Below are 17,590 nucleotides of genomic sequence, written 5' to 3'. Positions count from 1 at the left end.
TAAGCTCCCGGAACGTCCGGTTGCTTTCTTTGTTCCGCGACAAAGTGTCGATTCGGGTCAGGCGGCCACCTTTGTGGTTTCATTAAAGAAAAGGGCCTGACTGATCAGAGCTTTCACCATATCGGGATTGAATGGTTTGGTTACGAGGAAGGTCGGCTCCGGCCGCTCGCCGGTCAACAAGCGCTCGGGGAAAGCGGTAATGAAAATGACCGGAATGCTCGACGTCTTGAGGATGTCATTGACGGCGTCGATGCCTGAGCTGCCGTCGGCAAGTTGGATGTCGGCGAGCACCATGCTGGGATTGGTGGCATTATGCAGGGCAACCGCTTCCGCATGGGTGCGGGCGATGCCGGTGACGCGATGTCCGAGGCTTTCCACCATCTGCTCGATATCCATCGCAATCAGCGGTTCGTCCTCGATGATCATGATGTCGGTGGCGACTTGGCGTGAAATCTCTTGGGATGCCTTGTCCAGCAGATTCATGGCCTCGGTCTCGGTCACCTCGAGAATGTCGGCGATCTCGCCGAGACGGAAGTTTTCGACGGAGGCGAGGAGGAAGGCCTGGCGGGCGACCGGAGAAACCTTGGCAAGATTGACCGAGGCGCGCTGTTCCCAAGCATAGGGAGAGGTTGGCTCGGGTATCTGGATCGCCGTGGAACCGAAGAGTTGGGTGAAGAGTTTATAGAGTGCAACGCGGTCGTTGGACGTGTCCGGGAATATGGAAAGATCAGCAATGATCGCTTCCAAAACCGCCGCGACATAGGCGTCACCCGATGTCTGTGTCCCGGTCAGAGCACGGGAGTAGCGGCGCAAATAAGGAAGATGCGGCGCAATGCGTGTGGAAAGTGTCATCAATGGCTCCCGCCCTTTATTAATTCCTAATTGAAACACAGCCTCCAAGACTGCAATGACAAACAAACGCAAATTCAGTAAAAAAGTTCCTCGGCACCGGAACTTTTTTTGGAGAAGTACATTACCCCTGCCGACGAACACTAGGTTCAACTTCTCCGATTCGGGCCGAAGCGGACGTGAGGACCTTCCAAACTGGGGTGCATAGAGGTACACCCCGCATCCATGAACGCAAGAAATGCGGAAGCGAGCAGGCTAAATGACCACCCAAAATCAAGAGGACGCGGACCGTAAACGGCCTGACGTGCGTGCCGCCGATATCCTCGATCCTAACAATCAAATCGGCAATCGGCTGCGCTCATTCTATGCCGCGGTGCAGGATGAGGCTATCCCGGATCGCTTGCTCGACCTGCTCGAGAAGCTGGATCAGGCCGAACGTTTGGCTTCCGCAAAAGTCTCCGATTAAGGAGGAAGCGTCATGGAACCGCAACCGAGCTTCAAGCGCGAACTCCTGGCTGCTCTGCCGAGCTTACGCGCCTTCGCCATCTCGTTGACCGGCCGCCACGACCGTGCCGATGATCTCGTGCAGGACACGATCATGAAGGCTTGGGCCAAGCAGGACCATTTCGAGATGGGCACGAATATGAAGGCCTGGCTCTTCACCATCCTGCGCAATGAACTCTACAGCCAGATGCGCAAGAGCGGCCGCGAGGTGCAGGACAGTGATGGCCTGTTCACGGAATCGATGGCAACGCATCCCTCGCAGTACGGTGCGCTCGACCTGCAGGATTTCCGCAAGGCGCTGGATCAATTGCCGCCCGATCAGCGCGAAGCCATCATCTTGGTCGGCGCGTCCGGTTTTTCTTATGAGGAAGCCGCCGAAATCTGCGGCTGCGCCGTGGGCACCATCAAGAGCCGGGTCAACCGCGCCCGGCAGCGCCTGCAGGAATTGCTGCAGATTTCCGGAGAAGCCGACTTTGGTCCGGACGCCACCTCAGCGCCTTTGACGTCCAAGGCGTTTGCCTTCTAAATCATGCGATCTGTCCTCGCCTGCTGGCGCGGACGGATTCTGTTGCGCCCATGAGGCTTTAGCGCGCCTGTTTGCCGTGATGTGCGGACTTGTGATGCAGCATGAGCCGATCAAGTCGCCCTAATCATCCCGCCTCTTTGTGCTCATCAAGTTGCCGAACACCAGGGCGGTCGCAATGGCGGCGGTCAGCAGCGGTTGCGACTTTGCAAGGCCGAGTGCCGCGACGGCCATGGTTTCCAAGGCGGCGCGGCGTTCGCGGGCACGGCGTTCTTCCTGCTTGTTGATGATCATCATGATGACGAGAACGATCACGGCGAGCACCAGGGCGCCGGCGGCAATCAGCAGCGCCGAAACGGCTGCGCCGTAAATGGTTGCCAGCCAGATGGCGGCCGCTATGAGGGCAAAGGCATAGGCCGTCAGAAAGAGGATAGCGGCGATGCCAATGAAAACACCGCTGCGTTTCGTGCGCGCAACGGTGCGATGCAATGTGCCCGAGAGAAGCAGGCCGAGTAACGGAGCTAGCATTGCGGCTCCTTAACGGCGCGACAGAAGCAGGGCAAACGCCAATCCGAAAGCTGCAGCAGCCCCGATGGTGGCAATGGGGTGTTGGCGCACGGTCCTGCGCATTTCGCGCGTACCCTTCGCATAGCCGTGCTGCAATTCACGCAGCAGGTCTTCGCCGCGAGCTGTCAAATCCTCAAGCCCGGTTTCGGCGCGCGCGCGCATCGTCTTGCTCTGGATCGCGCTGTTTTCACCGACGATCTTGGCGAAAGCGGCAATTTCGTTGCGCAGATGTTCGATCTGCTCCTCAATGCTGGCTTCGAGGTCATGTAGGCTGCCGCCATTACGCTTAGCTCGCGCCGAATGGAGGATGGTTGCCATGGTCTTGCTCCCTTACGTCGTTAGCGTCTGTGGCCTGGCGCCGCAAAGCTGCGCCGACTTTTGCGATGAGCGAATGCTGCCAGACATATTGCTGCTGATTTGCGCAGAACATTGATCTGGATCACCGATCATCAACGCGGCGATGCAACGAAAAGTTCCGGATTTGACGAAAGGAAGGTCAGTGCGTCAGTGCACTGTGGGCGAGAACGAATGGGACGCCGTCGATGGGAACGCGATTGACCCTGAGCGCACAGCCGAAGACATCCTGCAAATGCTGGTCGGTCAGAACGTCCCCCACGGGGCCTGCTGCTCGCAGCCGTCCGTTCTTGAGCAGGACTATCTGGTCGGCGAAGAGGGCCGTGAGGTTCAGATCATGCATGACGGCGATGACGCCGCCGCCGCGCCGACAGAATTGCCGGGCGAGCGTCATGATGGTCAGTTGATGGCTGATATCGAGGCTAGAGACGGGTTCATCGAGAAGCAGCCAGCAGGGCTTGCCGTCGACGATGGGTTCGGAGATCTGGCATAGCACTCGGGCGAGCTGGACGCGCTGTTGCTCGCCACCGGAAAGCTCCTGATAAAAGCGCCCTTCGAAGCCGGCGAGATCGACGGAGGAGAGGGCCTCCGCCGCGATGCGATCGGCCTGCTCGGGACGGCTGTTGCGCCCGCTCGTCAGCCCCATGCGGACGATTTCGCGAACGGTGAAGGGAAAAGAGATGGCGCTCGCCTGCGGCAGCACGCCGCGCATCTCAGCCAGTTGCCAGGCTTGAAGGCTGCCGATCTCCGATGCGTTGAGGCGCACCGAACCTTGATAGGCGAGCTCCCCCGAAATGGCCTTCATGGTCGTCGTCTTGCCCGAACCGTTCGGCCCGCAGATCGCCGTCAGCGCGCCGGCTTCGGCGGTAAAGCAAACGTCGTGCACGACTGTCTTGCCGGAGAACCGCACGGAAAGGTCAGAGACGTCGATCATCGAAAACTCACAGGCTGAGGCGCGAACGCTGCCGAAGCAGCATCCACAGGAAGAAAGGCCCGCCGACACCAGCGGTGATAATGCCGATCGGCAGTTCGGCAGGCGAGACGACGGTGCGGGCCACCACGTCGGCGATCATGAGCAGCGAGCCGCCGAGCAGGGCGGAGGCCGGCAGCAGAAAGCGATGATCCGGGCCGATCGCCATGCGCAGGATGTGCGGCACGATGATGCCGACGAAGCCAATGCCGCCGCTGACCGCGACGGAGGCGCCGGTTGCGGCCGCAACGCTGACGATAGCAATATTCTTTAGCCGCTGCACGGCGACTCCCATGTGGAAGGCTGCCGCTTCGCCGAGCGTCAGTGCATTGAGACCGCGTGCCATGAAGGGCAGTGGCAGCATGGAGAGGACGATGATCGGTCCGGCGGCGGCGATCTTGGTCCAGGTCGCACCGGCGAGCGACCCCATGCTCCAGAAGGTGAGATCACGCAATTGCCGATCATCTGCCATGTAGATCAGCAGGCCGGTCGCCGCCAGCGCCAGCGCGCCGAGCGCAATACCGGCCAGGAGCATGGTCGCTATGGATGTCTGTCCGTGCCGCGTCGCCACTCTGTAGAGAAGCACGGTCGTGACGAGGCCGCCGATGAAAGCGGCGATCGGCAGGGAAAAGATGCCGAAGAGATGCGCGACGGGGGCAAGGATGCCGCCGCCGAGGACGATCATTCCCACTGCGCCGAGACTGGAACCGGCCGAAATGCCGATCAGGCCGGGATCGGCCAGCGGATTGCGGAACAGGCCCTGCATGACCGCGCCCGACACTGCGAGCCCGCCACCGATCAGGAATCCGAGAATGGCGCGGGGGAGGCGGATGTCGAAGATGATGATACGGTCGCGGCTGCTCAATGCGCTGTCCGCACCGCCGCTTATCATGCTGCCGATGACGTCGACGATCGAGGCATCGGAGGCGCCGGTCGTGATCGAAAACGAGAACGCAAGGAGGGCGGAGATCACGAGGCCAGCCAAAACGAAGAGGGAGAGCGCAGTACGGTCGCCCTCGTGATGGCGGCGGTCCCTTCTGTGCGACATGCGCTTCAGCCCCGGCATGACCTCGTTGAGCGCCACCTCAGCCTCCGTAGATCGCGGCGTTCAGCTCGCGCACGGCGCTGGCGGTACGCGGCCCGAAGCCGAGCAGGTGCAGGCCGTCCATGCGGATGATCGCCTTGCGGCTCGCCGCGGGCGTCAGCGAAATCGCCGGCTGCTTCAAGAGGTCGTCCTTTTTTATCGACAGCGGACCTTCGCGGTCCATGATCAGGATGACGTCGGGCTTGGCCTCGATGATCGCTTCGTCGGTCAGCGGCTTGTAGCCCGAAAAACTGTCGACGGCATTGATGGCGCCGGCAAGCTTGATGATGCCGTCGGCGGCGGTGGCGCCGCCGGAAGCGAGGATTTTGCCGTTCTGGTTGCTCAGGATGAATAGCACGCGTTTGCGTTCGGCTTCAGGGCGTTTCCCGGAGTCTATAATCGCTGCGTCGAGATCGGCGGCAACCTTGTCTTCGAGCGCCTTCGCCTTATCCGGCACGCCGAGCAGCGAGCCGACGACGTCGATCTTCTTCAAGATGCCGTCGCGGTCATAGGTCTGCGGCACGGTTTCGAAAGGCACGCTGGCATTGCGCAGCACCATCAAAGCCTCCGGCGGGCCGGAGCCGTCCACCGCGATGATGGCGGTCGGATTGACGGCTAGGATGCCCTCCGGCGACAGCGCTCGCATATAGCCGACATCGGGCAGCTTGGCTGCCGATTCCGGATACATGCTGGTGGAGTCGCGGGCGATTAGCCTGTTTTCCTCGCCCAGCGCGTAGATGATCTCGGTGACATCGCCGCCAATCGAGACGAGGCGGGACGTGTCGATCTTCGGCGCTTCCGCGGCATGGGCGCGCTCAACCAGGCTATAGCCGCCCTTGATCGGGCTTGCGGGAACCAGTGGTAAAGTCATCACCATCGCCGTCAGCGCGATTTCCCACGGCTTGATGCGCTTGAGGTTCTTCAACATCGTCATGGCTCGATCCTTACGCGGCAACGCTGGCGTCGGCCTTCGGCAGGTTCTCGATAATGGCGCGCCAGTCGGGACGCTCGTCGAAGCCTTCCTTCCGCTTGCCGAAGAACTGGATGATCATCTCGCCTTTGGCGTTGTAGGCTTCGAGCGAGGTGACGTGACCGTCCTTCGTCGGCTTGCGCACGGCCCAGGCCTCGGCAATGTGATCCTGGCGCAGATGCAGATGGAAGGTGGGGTCCATGACGTTGATCCAGGGGCCCATAGCCTGCACATTGAAGATTGGCCCGGAATGGATCTGCACGATGCCGTCATTGGCGACGAAGCACATGATCGGCAGACCTTCGCGAACGGAAGCATACATCATCTCAGCGACCGCGTTCGTCTCCAACTTCCAGGCATAATCGTCGCCGACCGTGCGGATCGCCGCCTGGCGGCCGATCTTCAGCTTTTTCAGCATGCCGAAGAATTCATGCGTGTCCGTCATGCGGCTCCAGTGGTCGCGCAGTTCGTCCCGGCTGACATCGCCGTCGATCTCGCCGTTATCGTAGCCCGAGCGATCCTCTAAAAAATCCTGCGACTGATCTTCGAGCCGCAGTTCGGCGACGATGGCGTGATAGGCCTCGACATTCGAGGCGGGGCGCAAATGCACCTTATGAACGGCGTCGCCGGCCTTATCGAAGAATTGCAGGCTGAGCCGCTGCTGGTCGCCATCCGTCTTGGTGACGGCGAAGGCATGCGCCCAGCGCTTCGGGAAGATGCGCAGATCGATGTTCTCGCCGAGCACGATGGCCGCCTGCACGCCTGATTTGATGTTTTCGTAAGCCCCGATCTTTTCATGCACGGCGCTTTCGTTGCGCGACAGCGCCAGGACTTCGCCGAGGGAAGCGACGTGGGCGAGGAACCGGTGGGCATCGGCATCGATGCGAATGGCGGAAATGCCGACTTCCGCGGCAACCAGCGCCGCTTCGGAAACGCCCAATCGAGCGGCGATATCGCGCTCGCGCATTTTCGAATTTTCGGCGCGGAAGGCGCGGATCTCGGCTGGGGCCAATCGGATCGTTTCTCTGGTCGTCTCAGTCATCTGCAATGCCTATTTGTTGAGAATGAGTTTGCCTTGGCGCGTGATTTTCATCCGGTAGATGATGCCCTCGTGCCTGATCATGATTTCAGTCTGGCCACGAAAAATATCCGTGCTCTCGACAATTCTAATGTGCGGTGCGGCTGTCGGCGGCACCGGCTGTATTGGTGTTTTCTCAGCAATCATCCTGCTTGGTTTGGCCTGAAAATTCATAGGAAGCCGGGTTCTGTTCCGGCCAGATTTATCTTGACTCACATACTCAAGGTTTCCTAAAGACGCAATAGAAGACTGTAAGAGTCAAGTTTAAATTTTGGGCGATGCGCGCAGGAGCATCGATGTTCGATCTGCGCTCGCCAGCAGATATTCAGGAGAGATTGCCGATGCCGACGAAAACGATTTTGGCGCTGGCTGCCGGCGGGCTGTTCACCATTGCCTCCTGCCTCCCGGCCTTCGCGCAAGATGCGACCGCGGCTTCGGCGAATGCGCCGAAGCTCAGTGTCGAACTTAATGCGCTCGTGCCGTCTCAGAAGGGCTGCATGATGACCTTCGTCGCGGAAAACGATCTGGCAACACCGATCGGCAAGATCTCCTTCGAGCTTGCCTTCTTCAACGACAAGAATGCGGTCGACCGCGTGACCGTTCTTGATTTTCGCGACCTGCCGGTCGGCAAGAAGCGGGTGCGGCAATTCGATATGCCCGGTGTGAAGTGCGAGAGTGTCAGCCGCATCATCATCAACGATACGCCGGTATGCGATGGTCCGGCGGCGGGGCAGTGTAAGGCCGCGCTCACGACGCGTTCACAGCTTTCCGTTCCTTTCGAAGGCTGAGACTATGGCCTCGCGCTCGGTCAAGGTTTCCATCGAGCGTCGCCGCGCCGGCGGTGACATGAATGACAACAATCCGAGTGTGCTTCCCGGCCACGAGCTAGCCGGCCTTGACGGCCTGCCGAGCCCGCCGGCCGCCGAGGCGGTTGTTCATTACAGCCGCTTTGCCCAGATTGGTTCGTTTCCTGCCCATCCGAGTGAGCCCGTGGCTGATGCGTCGGAGCCGCCCAGCATGGATCTGTCGGCGGAGAGACCGGATCGCGTCCTCGCGCTGGGTAAGAGAACAGTCACCTTCGCCTGCGTAGGCTCCTTCCTCTTTCACGCTGCCATTGTCGCCGCTTTGTTGGTGACGATGGTTGCAACGCCCGAAGATGCTGTGGAAGAGGCAGGCGATACCGTCAGCGTCATCATGCTCGGCAGCTCCGATATGGACCAGATGTCGGCAGGCGAGGAAAGCAAGGACCCGCAGCCCGAAGAGATAACGGCAGATGCCGTGCAGCCGGAGACGGTGCAGCCAGCCGATGTAACGCCCGCAGAAACGGAAGCTGTTCAGCCGATGCCTCAAACCATGGAGGCCGCACAGCCGTCGCAACAGGTGTCCCCGGAAACGGTCGTCAGCCCGGAGCCGGAGGTGCTGGCGACGCAGGCGCCGGCCGAGACGACAGTGGTTCAGCCGATGACGGCATCTGTCCAGCCGACAGATGCTGAGTCTACCGAAGTCCGACCCGCGGAACCGGTTGAAGTGCAGCCGACGGAAACTGCACAAGCGGCCATACCGCCCACTGAAGTGGTGACCCCGGTCGAAAAACCGGCTCAACAAGCCAAGCCTGTCGAGAAGCCGAAAGACGTCGTCAAGAAGCCGGTGCCGAAGGCCGTAAAGAAGGCCGGCTCGGGCGGTGAGAGCGAGCAGGATTCGAAGAAGGGTTCTGCAGAAGGCACCGAAACCGCGCAGTCGAATACCAATTCGCTAACCGATGGCCAGCGCAGCGGCTCAGGCAGTGCGGCCGTTGCCAATTATCCAGGCAAAGTGCAGTCCCGCATTCGCCGCGCTGTCCGCCTGTCGTCGAAATACGAAAAGGGCATAACGGTTCGTGTGCGTCTGACGATCGGTTCGGGCGGTGAGCTCAGTTCCCTCTCCGTAGCGCGGAGTTCCGGCATTCCTGAACTGGATGAAGCCGTTACCGATGGTGTTCGCCGCGCCGCGCCGTTTCCGCCGCTGCCACCGGAATGGGGCAAGCCTAGCTGGTCCTTCACGCAAGAGGTTCAGGTGACAGGGCGATAGCCAGCAATAAAATATGACATAAATTATCAACTTTATACTTTACTGCAAAAATCAACTTTAATATGGTCCGCTTGCGCTCGCCGGAATCGAGCGCGCAAGAGCAACCAGCAAACGGGTGATGCATGGCGCGTAAGGGGAAAAAGGATTTTGGCCGCGATAGCAGCGAGGCGCAAACGCCGGCGCAGGTATCGGCAAGATCCAGTCTCGACGGGCGCAGTTTCCTTTATGTCGGCGGCCGGGATTGCCAGGTGGCGCATCTTCGTCAGATCGCCAGCAGTTTTGGCGCTGAGCTGATCCACCACGACGGCGGCTTGCGCGAGGCCGTGTCGCGCATCGACACCGTGCTGCCCTCCGTCGACTGCGTCTTCTGCCCGATCGACTGTATCAGTCACGATGCCTGCCTGCGGGTGAAGACCGGCTGCAAGAAATTCGGCAAGGCTTTCATACCCTTGCGCAACGGCAGCAAGTCGAGCCTCGAGCGGGCGCTGCAGACGATGAACGAGCGAGACAATTCCCGATGACTGACAAAGGCCCTGACGGGTTCATGATGATCGGCCTGCACAGGCTGGCCTCGCAGAAGGGCGACGGCTTGGTGCCGGAACTCTACGAGCTGCTGATGCGCCGCGCCGAAGAGCAACGGCAGGCTCCGAACGTGACGGCTTTTCCCTTTTGGCAAGCGCGGCTTCCAGGCGAAGCACCGGATGCGCCGCTCGGCATTTCTGCGCGCGACGGCACGAATGTCATTGCCTTTACACAGCAGCCGGGCAAAACTGCCGAGCGCCGCAAGAAGGTCTGACTGTCGGGAGATCCAGCCATGTATATTGCGATGAACCGCTTCAAGGTCGTCATCGGTTCCGAGAGCGCTTTTGAAGCCGTCTGGAAAGGTCGCGATTCACGGTTGGAAGACGTTCCGGGTTTCGTAGAATTCCGCCTGCTGCGCGGCGGCACAAATGTGGAAGAGGGCTTTACGCTCTTTTCCTCGCATACGATCTGGCGCAGCGAAGAGGATTTCCTCAACTGGACCAAATCCGAGAATTTCCGCATGGCGCACCGCAATGCCGGAGATAACAAGGCGCTCTATTGGGGACCGCCTCGCTTCGAGGGATTCAATGTGGTTGCTGGGGTTTGACGGCGTCGCTACATATCAGTCAAGCGAGATAAGTCGCCGGTTCTTCAAGCTTCCGTCACTGCTCTTTTAAAGAACGCGCCCAGAGCCACCACGGCCCATCCTGCTATCATGCCGAGCCCACCGGTCGGCGCGGCCAATGGGAAAAGCGAGTCACCGCCGAAATGGCGGCTGACGAGATCGCCGGCAAAGATCAGTGTTCCCAACCCAAGCAGCACCGCCGCCACCGGCGCGGTTCGGATACGGTCGTATCCGGCGTAGAGGGCAAGCAGGGCAGGGGCATGGGCCAGGCACATGGTCGAGGCAGAGCCGAGAAAATGCGCATCGCCGCCATGGGATGCCGCCGCCGCGAGCGCGACACCGGCGCCGCCGAGTATGCCGGCGACAAACAGGGTGAGCGGACGGATTGTGGCGCTGAAGCTCATGTCTTTTCTCATTCCCGGTTCTGCATATGAAAGGCGAGGCGCTCGATCGGCTCCCAGATAATGGCCCGAAGCTTCTCGTTCTCGATGGTTTCGTCCATGGCGCGGCGGAAGCAGAGGAGCCATTCGTCGCGTTCGCTAGGCCCAATAGCGGCAACGAAATGGCGGCTGCGCAGGCGCGGATGACCGCGCTTTTCGATATAGAGCTGCGGTCCGCCGAGATAGCCGGTCAGATATTCGTAAAGTTTTTCGATGGAGCCTTCGAGGCTAGGCGGATGCACGGCGCGGCAGTTTGCTGCTTCCGGCAGCGTATCCATCAGTTCGTAGAAGCGCGCCGTCAGCGCCCGCACGGTCCGATCGCCGCCGATTGCCTGGTAAAGTGTGATAGTCTCTTCGCTCAAATGCCAGCCCCCATTCGCTGCGCTCTACATGGCAACTCGTGAGGCTGGCTGCAACTGTCGATAGCCTGCATGCGGCGTTTCGGCGCTGCAGTGGCACGATCTTGTTTAAAAGCTGCTCCGCATCTTCCGAGATCGTGCGCTATTCCGCCGCCGTCAGATGGAAACTGTCGCTTTCCCCAGGGATGAGTTCGAGCGGCCAGATCGTCTGGCGCGTTTTCCTGGGATATTCCTGGCTGTAGGCGGGCATGCCGGAAAGCAGGATTTCGGCCAGTTCGACGCCGAGGTCGTGTAGTGAGGTGCGAAAGCAGGTCAGTGCCGGTTGCAGGAATTTGGCGCGCGGCGCCTCGCGGAAGCTGACGACGGCAATATCGCGTCCCGGAATGATGCCGGCTTCCATCATGCGCCGATAGAGGCCGATAGCCATCAGTTCGTAGATCAGGATCACGGCCGTTGGCCTTTGTTCGAGCCGCAACAGCTCGTCGGCGACTTGATACCCACCCTGTTCGCTCGATTTGGCGCGAATGATCAAGGCCGGGTCGTAGGCGATGCGATGCCGCTCCAGCGCGCGGCGATAGCCTTCCACGAAAACGAAGCCGAGATTGATGTCGCTAGCGGGGGCGCTGATGGCGATGCGGCGATGTCCATGCGCCACGAGCCGGTCGACTGCGCAGTTGACGACGCCGTCGAAATCGAGGTCTGCCCATGGATGCTGCGTGCCCGAAAGGCTGCGCCCGAGTGCTACGAAAGGGATCTTCGCCTTGGCGAGCAAGTCGAAACGCTTGTCGACGCGATGCGTCTCCGAAATGATGAGCGCATCGGCGATGCGTCTCGCCACCATGCGCTTCAGATATTCATAGGGGTCTTCGTCATGCGGACAGGGCAACATGATCAGATCGAGCTTGTGGCGCGACAATACGCTCTGCAGCCCGCCTGTTACGGTCAAAAAGAAATTATCGCTGTTTTCAACAGTCTCCCTGCTGGATTGGATCATCAGCCCAATGACGTTCGTCGTGCCTTGCCGCAGGCTGCGCCCTGATTGGTTCGCCACATAGCCAAGCTGTTCTGCGGCGGCGAGTACGCGCTTGCGGGTCTCCTCGTTGACATCAGGCTTGCCGTTCAACGCGCGTGATACTGTGCCGATCGAGATATCGAGATGCTCGGCAAGCTGACGAATTCCCTTCATCGGCCGCGGTCTTCCTCCATGCGCCATTTTCCGTAGTCCTCCTCTATTGACACAGGAAAATCTTTTCGCATAGTATCGTAAACGTTTACGGAGCGCGTGTCATGAGGGGTTACGCACCGCCCGCTGGAGGACATCGTGAAATTTAATGCCATTTTGTGCGGGTGCGGAGCTATGTCCAAGGGCTGGCTCAGGGCCGTCACCTCGACGCCGGCGCTTGCCGAATCCATTCAGATCGTTGGCCTCGTCGACCTCAACCGGGCGACGGCGGAAGGTCTTGCGAAGGAATTCGGTCTCGAAGAGGCCGTCATCGGCTCGGACCTTGCCGAAGTCATCGCCGCGACGAAGGCCGATCTGGTGTTCGACGTCGTCATCCCCGCCGCCCGTTTCGGTGTCGTATCGACGGCCCTGAAGGCTGGTTGCCATGTCCTCAGCGAAAAACCGATGGCAACCTCGCTCGCCGAGGGCGCCGCCCTTATCGATCTCGCCGCCGAGACCGGCAGGGTGCATGCCATCATCCAGAACCGCCGCTTCATCTCCGGCGTGCGCCGCATGCGACGCTTTGTGGAGGAGGGGGCGATCGGCGAACTTACGGGCGTCCATTGCGATTTCTTCCTCGGCCCCCATTTCGGCGGGTTTCGTGAGGAGATGGACAATGTGCTTCTGCTCGACATGGCGATCCATACTTTCGATGCCGCCCGCTTTGTTTCGGGCAAGGTGCCTATCTCGGTCTACTGCGTCGAAAAGAACCCGGTGGGGTCCTGGTACAAGCATGGCGCATCGGCCCATGCACTCTTCGATTTTTCCGACGATGTCGTCTTCAGCTATCGCGGCTCCTGGTGTGCCGAAGGTAAGCATACGAGCTGGGAGAGCCAATGGCGCCTCACCGGCAGCAAGGGCATGCTGACCTGGGACGGCGAGGGGCATTTCGAGGCCAGTGTCGCCGGCAACGAGCCGGGCCTGTTGCATGGCTTCACCCCGATCGAGGTTCCCGGCCCGAAGCATGAGGAAGAGACGCATGGCCATGCCAGCGTTATCGCCTCCTTCATCGAAGCGATCAAAACCGGCAAGCCGCCCGAGACCGTAAGCAGTGACAACATTCGCAGCCTCGCCATGGTTCTCGGCGCGATCGAGAGCGCCAAGACGGGCCGACGTGTCGATATTTCAGCACAAGGACAGTGACATCATGACAAATCCGGCAAAGGCCATCCGCATCGGCACGATGATCAGGGCGACGAACGAGGATGCCGCCAAGGGCATCGCAAAGATCGCCGATCTGGGCTTCGAAAGCTTCGAGCCCTTCTTCTGGCAGACGACCAACGGCCAGAACCTTGCGGAACTCGGCAAACGCTGCATCGCCGCCATCGGCGACCGCGACATCACCATTTCGACGATCGGCATGTTCGGCAATCCGCTCGAAAGCACCGAGCTCGACCAGCAGACGCTGCAGGGCTGGAAGGATTGCATCGACAACGCCCATCATTTCGGCGCCACCTGCGTTGCAGGTTTTACCGGCCGCATCCGCAACAAGCCGCTCACCGACAGCCTGCCGCGCTACAAGCAGGTGTGGAGCGAACTTGCCAAGCGCGCCGCTGACAAAGGCATCAAGATCGCCTTTGAAAATTGCGCCATGGATGGCAACTGGGCCACCGGCGACTGGAACATCGCGCATAACCCCGATGCCTGGGAATTGATGTTCAACGAGACGCCCGACGACAATCTCGGCCTGGAGTGGGAGCCGTGCCATCAGATGGTCTATCTGATCGAGCCGCTGCCGCAGATCCGTAAATGGGCAAAGAAGATCTTCCACGTCCATGGCAAGGATGCGACGATCCGCTGGGACGTCATCCGCGAACACGGCATTTTCGGCAAGGAGAAGTTCGTCTTCATGCGCACGCCGGGCTTTGGCGACAGCAATTGGACGGACATCATCTCCGAGCTGCGCCTGGCCGGCTGGTCCGGTTCGATCGACATCGAAGGCTGGCATGATCCGGTTTATCGCGATGCGCTGGAAATGACTGGCCAGATCCACGGTCTGAACTATCTGAAGAAGAGTCGCGGTGGCGAATTCGTCGAATAGGACGCGACCGTTTGGATCGGGATCGATTTAAGAAAAGAGTTGTGCGTTAATCGAGGGGCTGGAGCGGCGCTTTGTAACGCTCCAGACCGGCCCGGACATCGAAACGGAGGAGCGTTGAGAGGTCTGAAGACTGTTTGCCGGGCTAGGTTGGCGGACAGACGTAAAGTCGAGAGGAACGCGCCGACAGGCATCGCGAGCCATGCCGTCGGACGGGTACCGTCAGGTTCGCGAAGTGGAGGAGAATATATGAACATGTTTTCGAAGCTGGCGCTCACCGCCGGCATGTCGCTCCTGTTGGCTGCCGGTGTGGCGCAAGCCCAGAGCAAGACATTTAACGTCTGGTGGTACGAGCTGCCGGATACTGCCCAGGCCAAGGCATGGACGCAGGCGCTGGGCGAACTGAAAGCCAAGCATCCCGACATCACTATCAATTTCGAACAGAAGACCTTCGAGCAGCTACAGAAGGCTGGCAGCCTCATCCTTAATTCGGATCAGGCGCCGGACGTGCTCGAATATAACAAGGGTAACGCCACGGCCGGCCTCGTCGCTTCGCAGGGGCTGCTGACGCCGCTCGACGATGAATTCAAGTCGCGCGGTTGGGACAAGATCCTCAACGAAACCAATACGCAGCTCAGCAAATATGATGAGAACGGCATCTATGGCTCCGGCCCGATGATCGGCATTCCTGCCTACGCCGAATTCGTCTCGGTATTCTATAATATCGACATGTTCCAGGCCAATGGCGTGAAGGTGCCCACCACCCTGGACGAGTTCGAGGCCGCTCTCGATACTTTCAAGAAGAAGGGCATTACGCCGCTCGCCTATGGCACGGTCGATTCCAACGCGCAGCATCTGCTTTACACGCTGGCGCTGACGCAGGCGGATGACACCTGGGTCAAGAACTACCAGGGCCTCAAGGCGCCGCTCGACACCAAGCCCTTCCTGTTTGCTGCTCAGAAGATCGTCGACTGGGTCAGCAAGGGTTACATCTCCAAGGATTCGACCGGTCTCAAGGGCACCGGCGGTGCCGATAACCTGTTCTCGTCCGGTAAATCGCCGATGTTTGTCAGCGGCACCTGGAACAACGGCAATTTCGCGACCAATATCAAGAACTTCAAGTGGAGCCAGTTCATCTTCCCGACGCCGAAATACAGCACCGGCTCCACGGGCAGCATGTTCATGGTGCCGAAGAGCGCCAAGAACAAGGATCTTTCCTATGAGTTCATCGATCTGGTGTTGAGCAAGACAAACCAGAACGCGCAGGCAAATCTTGGCGGTGTCGCCATTGCCGCCGATCCGGCCGCCATCACCGATGAAGTCGGCAAGCGCAACGTGGAGCTTTTCAACCAGATTTCCAGCAAGGGTGGCCTCGGCTTCTATCCGGACTGGCCGGTGCCTGGCTATTACGAGCTTCTCATCCAGGCAACCACCGGTCTGGTGAATGGCTCGGCGACGCCCGATCAGTTCGTCGCGCGCCTGAAGAAGGCCTACGACGACGTGCAGGCGGCTCAATAAAACCATCGGCGGCAATTCATGGCGGCGGGACGGCTTCAATGCCGCCTCGCCGTATCGAACTGGAGGAATTCGATGGAGAAGTCGCAGAACGCCGGGAGAGCAGGGTACTACCTTTACATGATCCCAGGCATGCTGGGATTTATCCTGGTGGTGCTCGTGCCGCTGATTGCCAATTTCGCGATCAGCTTTACCACCTGGAAAGGCGGAAACATTGCACCACGCTATGTCGGAGTCGAGAATTACCAACGGCTGCTCGCCGATGCGGTGTTCTGGGGTTCGATTCAGCACACGCTTCTGTTCATCATTTCGATGACGATCGTGCCCATTCTTCTTGGATTGGTTCTGGCGGCGGTCCTGTTCGACTATATCAGCGCCCAATTCAGCGAGGCTTGGTCGAGTTTCTTCCGCGCCGGCTTCTATCTGCCGCAGATTTTGCCGCTGACGGCCGCGGGCGTCCTCTGGGCGTGGATCCTCAATCCGATCGGCATCATCAATGCGGTACTGAAAGGGATAGGCCTCGATTTCATGGCGCAGAACTGGCTAGGGGATGCAAGCTATGCGCTCTGGGCCGTTTCCGCCGTCATCGTGTGGGTGCAGGTCGGCTATTGCCTGGTGGTGTTCATGTCAGGATTGGCGCGCGTGGACCCTTCGCTTTATGAAGCTGCCGAACTCGACAATGCGAGCTGGTTCGGGCGTTTCCGTTACATCACGATCCCCATGCTCATGCCGGAGATTTTTGTCGTCGCGCTTACGACGCTGATCGCGGCACTGAAGGTCTTCGCGCCGATCTACGTTCTGACGTCCGGCGGCCCGGACAATGCGACGACGGTGCCTTCCTACCTGTCTTACTATCATTTCTTCACGACAAACCGCGTCGGCTATGCAGCGGCGATCGCGACCTTGCAGACTGCGATGACGATCGTCCTCGGCATCGTCTTCCTGCGCATGCAGTCGAAACAAGAGGGAGGGCGCTGACATGACGACCACGGCTTCGCTTTCGACCGAGGTTGCATCGGAAATGCATGTGCATCACGGCCAGAAGAAGGGCCTTGCCCGCTGGATCGTCCTCGCTATCTTGCTCGTCTTCCTTGCTGCTACGCTCTTTCCGTTCCTGCTGGCGGCTTTGAACGCCATCAAGACGCCGACGGACTATGCAGCCAATGGTCCGCTTGCCTTGCCGCATAGTTTCGACCTGACGGCGCTCAAGAACTTCTGGACGACGGTCGATTTCACCCGCAAGCTCTTCAACAGCATTCTGATCAGCGGGTGCACGGCCATACTGGCTGTCGTCCTCAGCCTGCTCAATGCCTATGCCATCGGCATCGGACGCGTGCGGGGCGGAAAGGCATTGCTGGTGGTCCTGCTGATTTCCATCATGGCCCCGCAGGAAGCATTGGTTTATCCGCTTTACTACATGGCCAAGCAGGTCGGTCTGTTCGACTCGATGCTCTCCGTGATCCTGATCATCGGCGTCTTGCACACCGCATTCGGCACTTATCTTCTGTCATCGGTCCTGACGACGTTCCCACGGGAGATCATCGAGGCGGCGCAGATCGACAATGCCAGCCGCTGGCAGATCCTTTGGATGGTGATCGTACCGGTGCTGCGGCCGACACTTGCCGTGCTGGCAACCTTCTTCTTCATCTGGACCTGGAACGAGTTCCTGATCCCCCTGGTTTTCCTGGTCTCCAACAATAACCAAACGGTCTCCGTCGCCATGGGCGTGTTGTCCGGCGCCAATACCCAGGATCCGACCGCGATTGCGGCGGCATCCTTGCTCGGCGTCACACCGACGGTGATCTTCTTCCTGATTTTCCAACGCACGCTGACGCGTGGCGTAGCAGTCGGCGCTGTCAAGTAGGCCGAGGGACAAGGCAGGTCTGACGAAGTTCAATTCTCC

The 17,590-nt window shown here is 59.8% G+C and carries 23 protein-coding genes; 12 read left to right on the top strand and 11 right to left on the bottom strand.

Annotated features, from left to right (window positions below):
* Nucleotides 1–57: 57 nt before the first annotated feature.
* A complete protein-coding gene (locus tag QA648_RS11420; RefSeq protein WP_104823977.1) occupies nt 58–852 on the bottom strand; it encodes a response regulator in 795 nt (264 codons plus the stop codon).
* A 256-nt stretch (nt 853–1,108) separates the two neighbouring features.
* Here QA648_RS11420 and QA648_RS11415 point away from each other — a divergent pair, with 256 nt between their 5' ends.
* Both QA648_RS11415 and QA648_RS11410 read left to right on the top strand, forming a co-directional pair.
* Nucleotides 1,109–1,315: a NepR family anti-sigma factor gene (locus QA648_RS11415; protein ID WP_028751877.1), complete on the top strand. Its 207-nt coding sequence runs from the start codon at nt 1,109–1,111 to the stop codon at nt 1,313–1,315.
* 12 nt (nt 1,316–1,327) lie between these two features.
* Complete coding sequence (locus QA648_RS11410; protein ID WP_104823976.1) at nt 1,328–1,879, top strand: RNA polymerase sigma factor; 552 nt, start codon at nt 1,328–1,330, stop codon at nt 1,877–1,879.
* Nucleotides 1,880–1,999: 120 nt separating this feature from the next.
* Here QA648_RS11410 and QA648_RS11405 read toward each other — a convergent pair whose 3' ends face one another.
* The 7 genes from QA648_RS11405 to hemP form a co-directional block, all read right to left on the bottom strand.
* Complete coding sequence (locus QA648_RS11405) at nt 2,000–2,404, bottom strand: hypothetical protein (RefSeq protein WP_283046979.1); 405 nt, start codon at nt 2,402–2,404, stop codon at nt 2,000–2,002.
* 9 nt (nt 2,405–2,413) lie between these two features.
* Complete coding sequence (locus tag QA648_RS11400; protein ID WP_104823974.1) at nt 2,414–2,761, bottom strand: DUF883 family protein; 348 nt, start codon at nt 2,759–2,761, stop codon at nt 2,414–2,416.
* Nucleotides 2,762–2,939: 178 nt separating this feature from the next.
* Nucleotides 2,940–3,731, bottom strand: a complete 792-nt coding sequence (locus tag QA648_RS11395) for a heme ABC transporter ATP-binding protein (RefSeq protein WP_283046976.1) — start codon at nt 3,729–3,731, stop codon at nt 2,940–2,942.
* Between the two features lie 7 nt (nt 3,732–3,738).
* Nucleotides 3,739–4,833, bottom strand: a complete 1,095-nt coding sequence (locus QA648_RS11390; RefSeq protein ID WP_283051304.1) for an iron ABC transporter permease — start codon at nt 4,831–4,833, stop codon at nt 3,739–3,741.
* A gap of 19 nt (nt 4,834–4,852) precedes the next feature.
* Nucleotides 4,853–5,785: a hemin ABC transporter substrate-binding protein gene (locus QA648_RS11385; RefSeq protein WP_283046975.1), complete on the bottom strand. Its 933-nt coding sequence runs from the start codon at nt 5,783–5,785 to the stop codon at nt 4,853–4,855.
* Nucleotides 5,786–5,795: 10 nt separating this feature from the next.
* On the bottom strand, nt 5,796–6,863 hold the full coding sequence (locus QA648_RS11380) for a ChuX/HutX family heme-like substrate-binding protein (protein ID WP_283046973.1): 1,068 nt from the start codon (nt 6,861–6,863) through the stop codon (nt 5,796–5,798).
* A 9-nt stretch (nt 6,864–6,872) separates the two neighbouring features.
* Complete coding sequence (gene hemP / locus QA648_RS11375) at nt 6,873–7,046, bottom strand: hemin uptake protein HemP (RefSeq protein ID WP_104823970.1); 174 nt, start codon at nt 7,044–7,046, stop codon at nt 6,873–6,875.
* Nucleotides 7,047–7,240: 194 nt separating this feature from the next.
* Between hemP and QA648_RS11370 the strand changes: the two genes are divergently transcribed.
* The 5 genes from QA648_RS11370 to QA648_RS11350 all read left to right on the top strand — a co-directional run bounded on the left by QA648_RS11370 (nt 7,241) and on the right by QA648_RS11350 (nt 10,095).
* Nucleotides 7,241–7,687 (top strand): hypothetical protein, encoded by a 447-nt coding sequence (locus tag QA648_RS11370; protein ID WP_104825177.1) that lies wholly within the window; start codon nt 7,241–7,243, stop codon nt 7,685–7,687.
* 4 nt (nt 7,688–7,691) lie between these two features.
* Nucleotides 7,692–8,966 carry a TonB family protein gene (locus tag QA648_RS11365; protein WP_283046970.1) on the top strand — a complete coding sequence of 425 codons (1,275 nt, stop codon included), beginning with the start codon at nt 7,692–7,694 and terminating at the stop codon, nt 8,964–8,966.
* A 122-nt stretch (nt 8,967–9,088) separates the two neighbouring features.
* Nucleotides 9,089–9,487 carry a DUF2325 domain-containing protein gene (locus QA648_RS11360; RefSeq protein ID WP_104823968.1) on the top strand — a complete coding sequence of 133 codons (399 nt, stop codon included), beginning with the start codon at nt 9,089–9,091 and terminating at the stop codon, nt 9,485–9,487.
* Nucleotides 9,484–9,762 (top strand): hypothetical protein, encoded by a 279-nt coding sequence (locus QA648_RS11355; protein WP_283046969.1) that lies wholly within the window; start codon nt 9,484–9,486, stop codon nt 9,760–9,762. Before QA648_RS11360 ends, QA648_RS11355 begins: the two co-directional genes overlap by 4 nt.
* Before the next feature lie 18 nt (nt 9,763–9,780).
* Nucleotides 9,781–10,095 (top strand): antibiotic biosynthesis monooxygenase, encoded by a 315-nt coding sequence (locus QA648_RS11350; protein ID WP_283046967.1) that lies wholly within the window; start codon nt 9,781–9,783, stop codon nt 10,093–10,095.
* Between the two features lie 44 nt (nt 10,096–10,139).
* Here the strand turns inward: QA648_RS11350 and QA648_RS11345 are convergent, their stop codons facing one another.
* The 3 genes from QA648_RS11345 to QA648_RS11335 all read right to left on the bottom strand — a co-directional run bounded on the left by QA648_RS11345 (nt 10,140) and on the right by QA648_RS11335 (nt 12,098).
* Nucleotides 10,140–10,517, bottom strand: coding sequence for a DUF423 domain-containing protein (locus QA648_RS11345; protein WP_283046965.1), 378 nt, complete (start codon nt 10,515–10,517; stop codon nt 10,140–10,142).
* Nucleotides 10,518–10,525: 8 nt separating this feature from the next.
* A complete protein-coding gene (locus QA648_RS11340; RefSeq protein WP_283046963.1) occupies nt 10,526–10,915 on the bottom strand; it encodes a group II truncated hemoglobin in 390 nt (129 codons plus the stop codon).
* Nucleotides 10,916–11,054: 139 nt separating this feature from the next.
* Nucleotides 11,055–12,098 (bottom strand): substrate-binding domain-containing protein, encoded by a 1,044-nt coding sequence (locus tag QA648_RS11335; RefSeq protein ID WP_283046961.1) that lies wholly within the window; start codon nt 12,096–12,098, stop codon nt 11,055–11,057.
* Between the two features lie 135 nt (nt 12,099–12,233).
* Here QA648_RS11335 and QA648_RS11330 point away from each other — a divergent pair, with 135 nt between their 5' ends.
* The 5 genes from QA648_RS11330 to QA648_RS11310 all read left to right on the top strand — a co-directional run bounded on the left by QA648_RS11330 (nt 12,234) and on the right by QA648_RS11310 (nt 17,551).
* Complete coding sequence (locus QA648_RS11330) at nt 12,234–13,277, top strand: Gfo/Idh/MocA family oxidoreductase (RefSeq protein WP_283046959.1); 1,044 nt, start codon at nt 12,234–12,236, stop codon at nt 13,275–13,277.
* 4 nt (nt 13,278–13,281) lie between these two features.
* Nucleotides 13,282–14,175: a sugar phosphate isomerase/epimerase gene (locus QA648_RS11325; protein ID WP_104823961.1), complete on the top strand. Its 894-nt coding sequence runs from the start codon at nt 13,282–13,284 to the stop codon at nt 14,173–14,175.
* A gap of 246 nt (nt 14,176–14,421) precedes the next feature.
* A complete protein-coding gene (locus QA648_RS11320; protein WP_283046958.1) occupies nt 14,422–15,690 on the top strand; it encodes an extracellular solute-binding protein in 1,269 nt (422 codons plus the stop codon).
* A 72-nt stretch (nt 15,691–15,762) separates the two neighbouring features.
* Nucleotides 15,763–16,665, top strand: a complete 903-nt coding sequence (locus QA648_RS11315) for a sugar ABC transporter permease (RefSeq protein ID WP_283046956.1) — start codon at nt 15,763–15,765, stop codon at nt 16,663–16,665.
* 1 nt (nt 16,666) lies between these two features.
* Nucleotides 16,667–17,551: a carbohydrate ABC transporter permease gene (locus QA648_RS11310; protein WP_104823958.1), complete on the top strand. Its 885-nt coding sequence runs from the start codon at nt 16,667–16,669 to the stop codon at nt 17,549–17,551.
* The last annotated feature ends 39 nt before the right edge of the window (nt 17,552–17,590 follow it).

This window comes from Rhizobium sp. CB3171 (assembly GCF_029714265.1).
Classification (GTDB): domain Bacteria; phylum Pseudomonadota; class Alphaproteobacteria; order Rhizobiales; family Rhizobiaceae; genus Rhizobium.
This window is presented reverse-complemented; position numbering and strand designations above follow the sequence as displayed.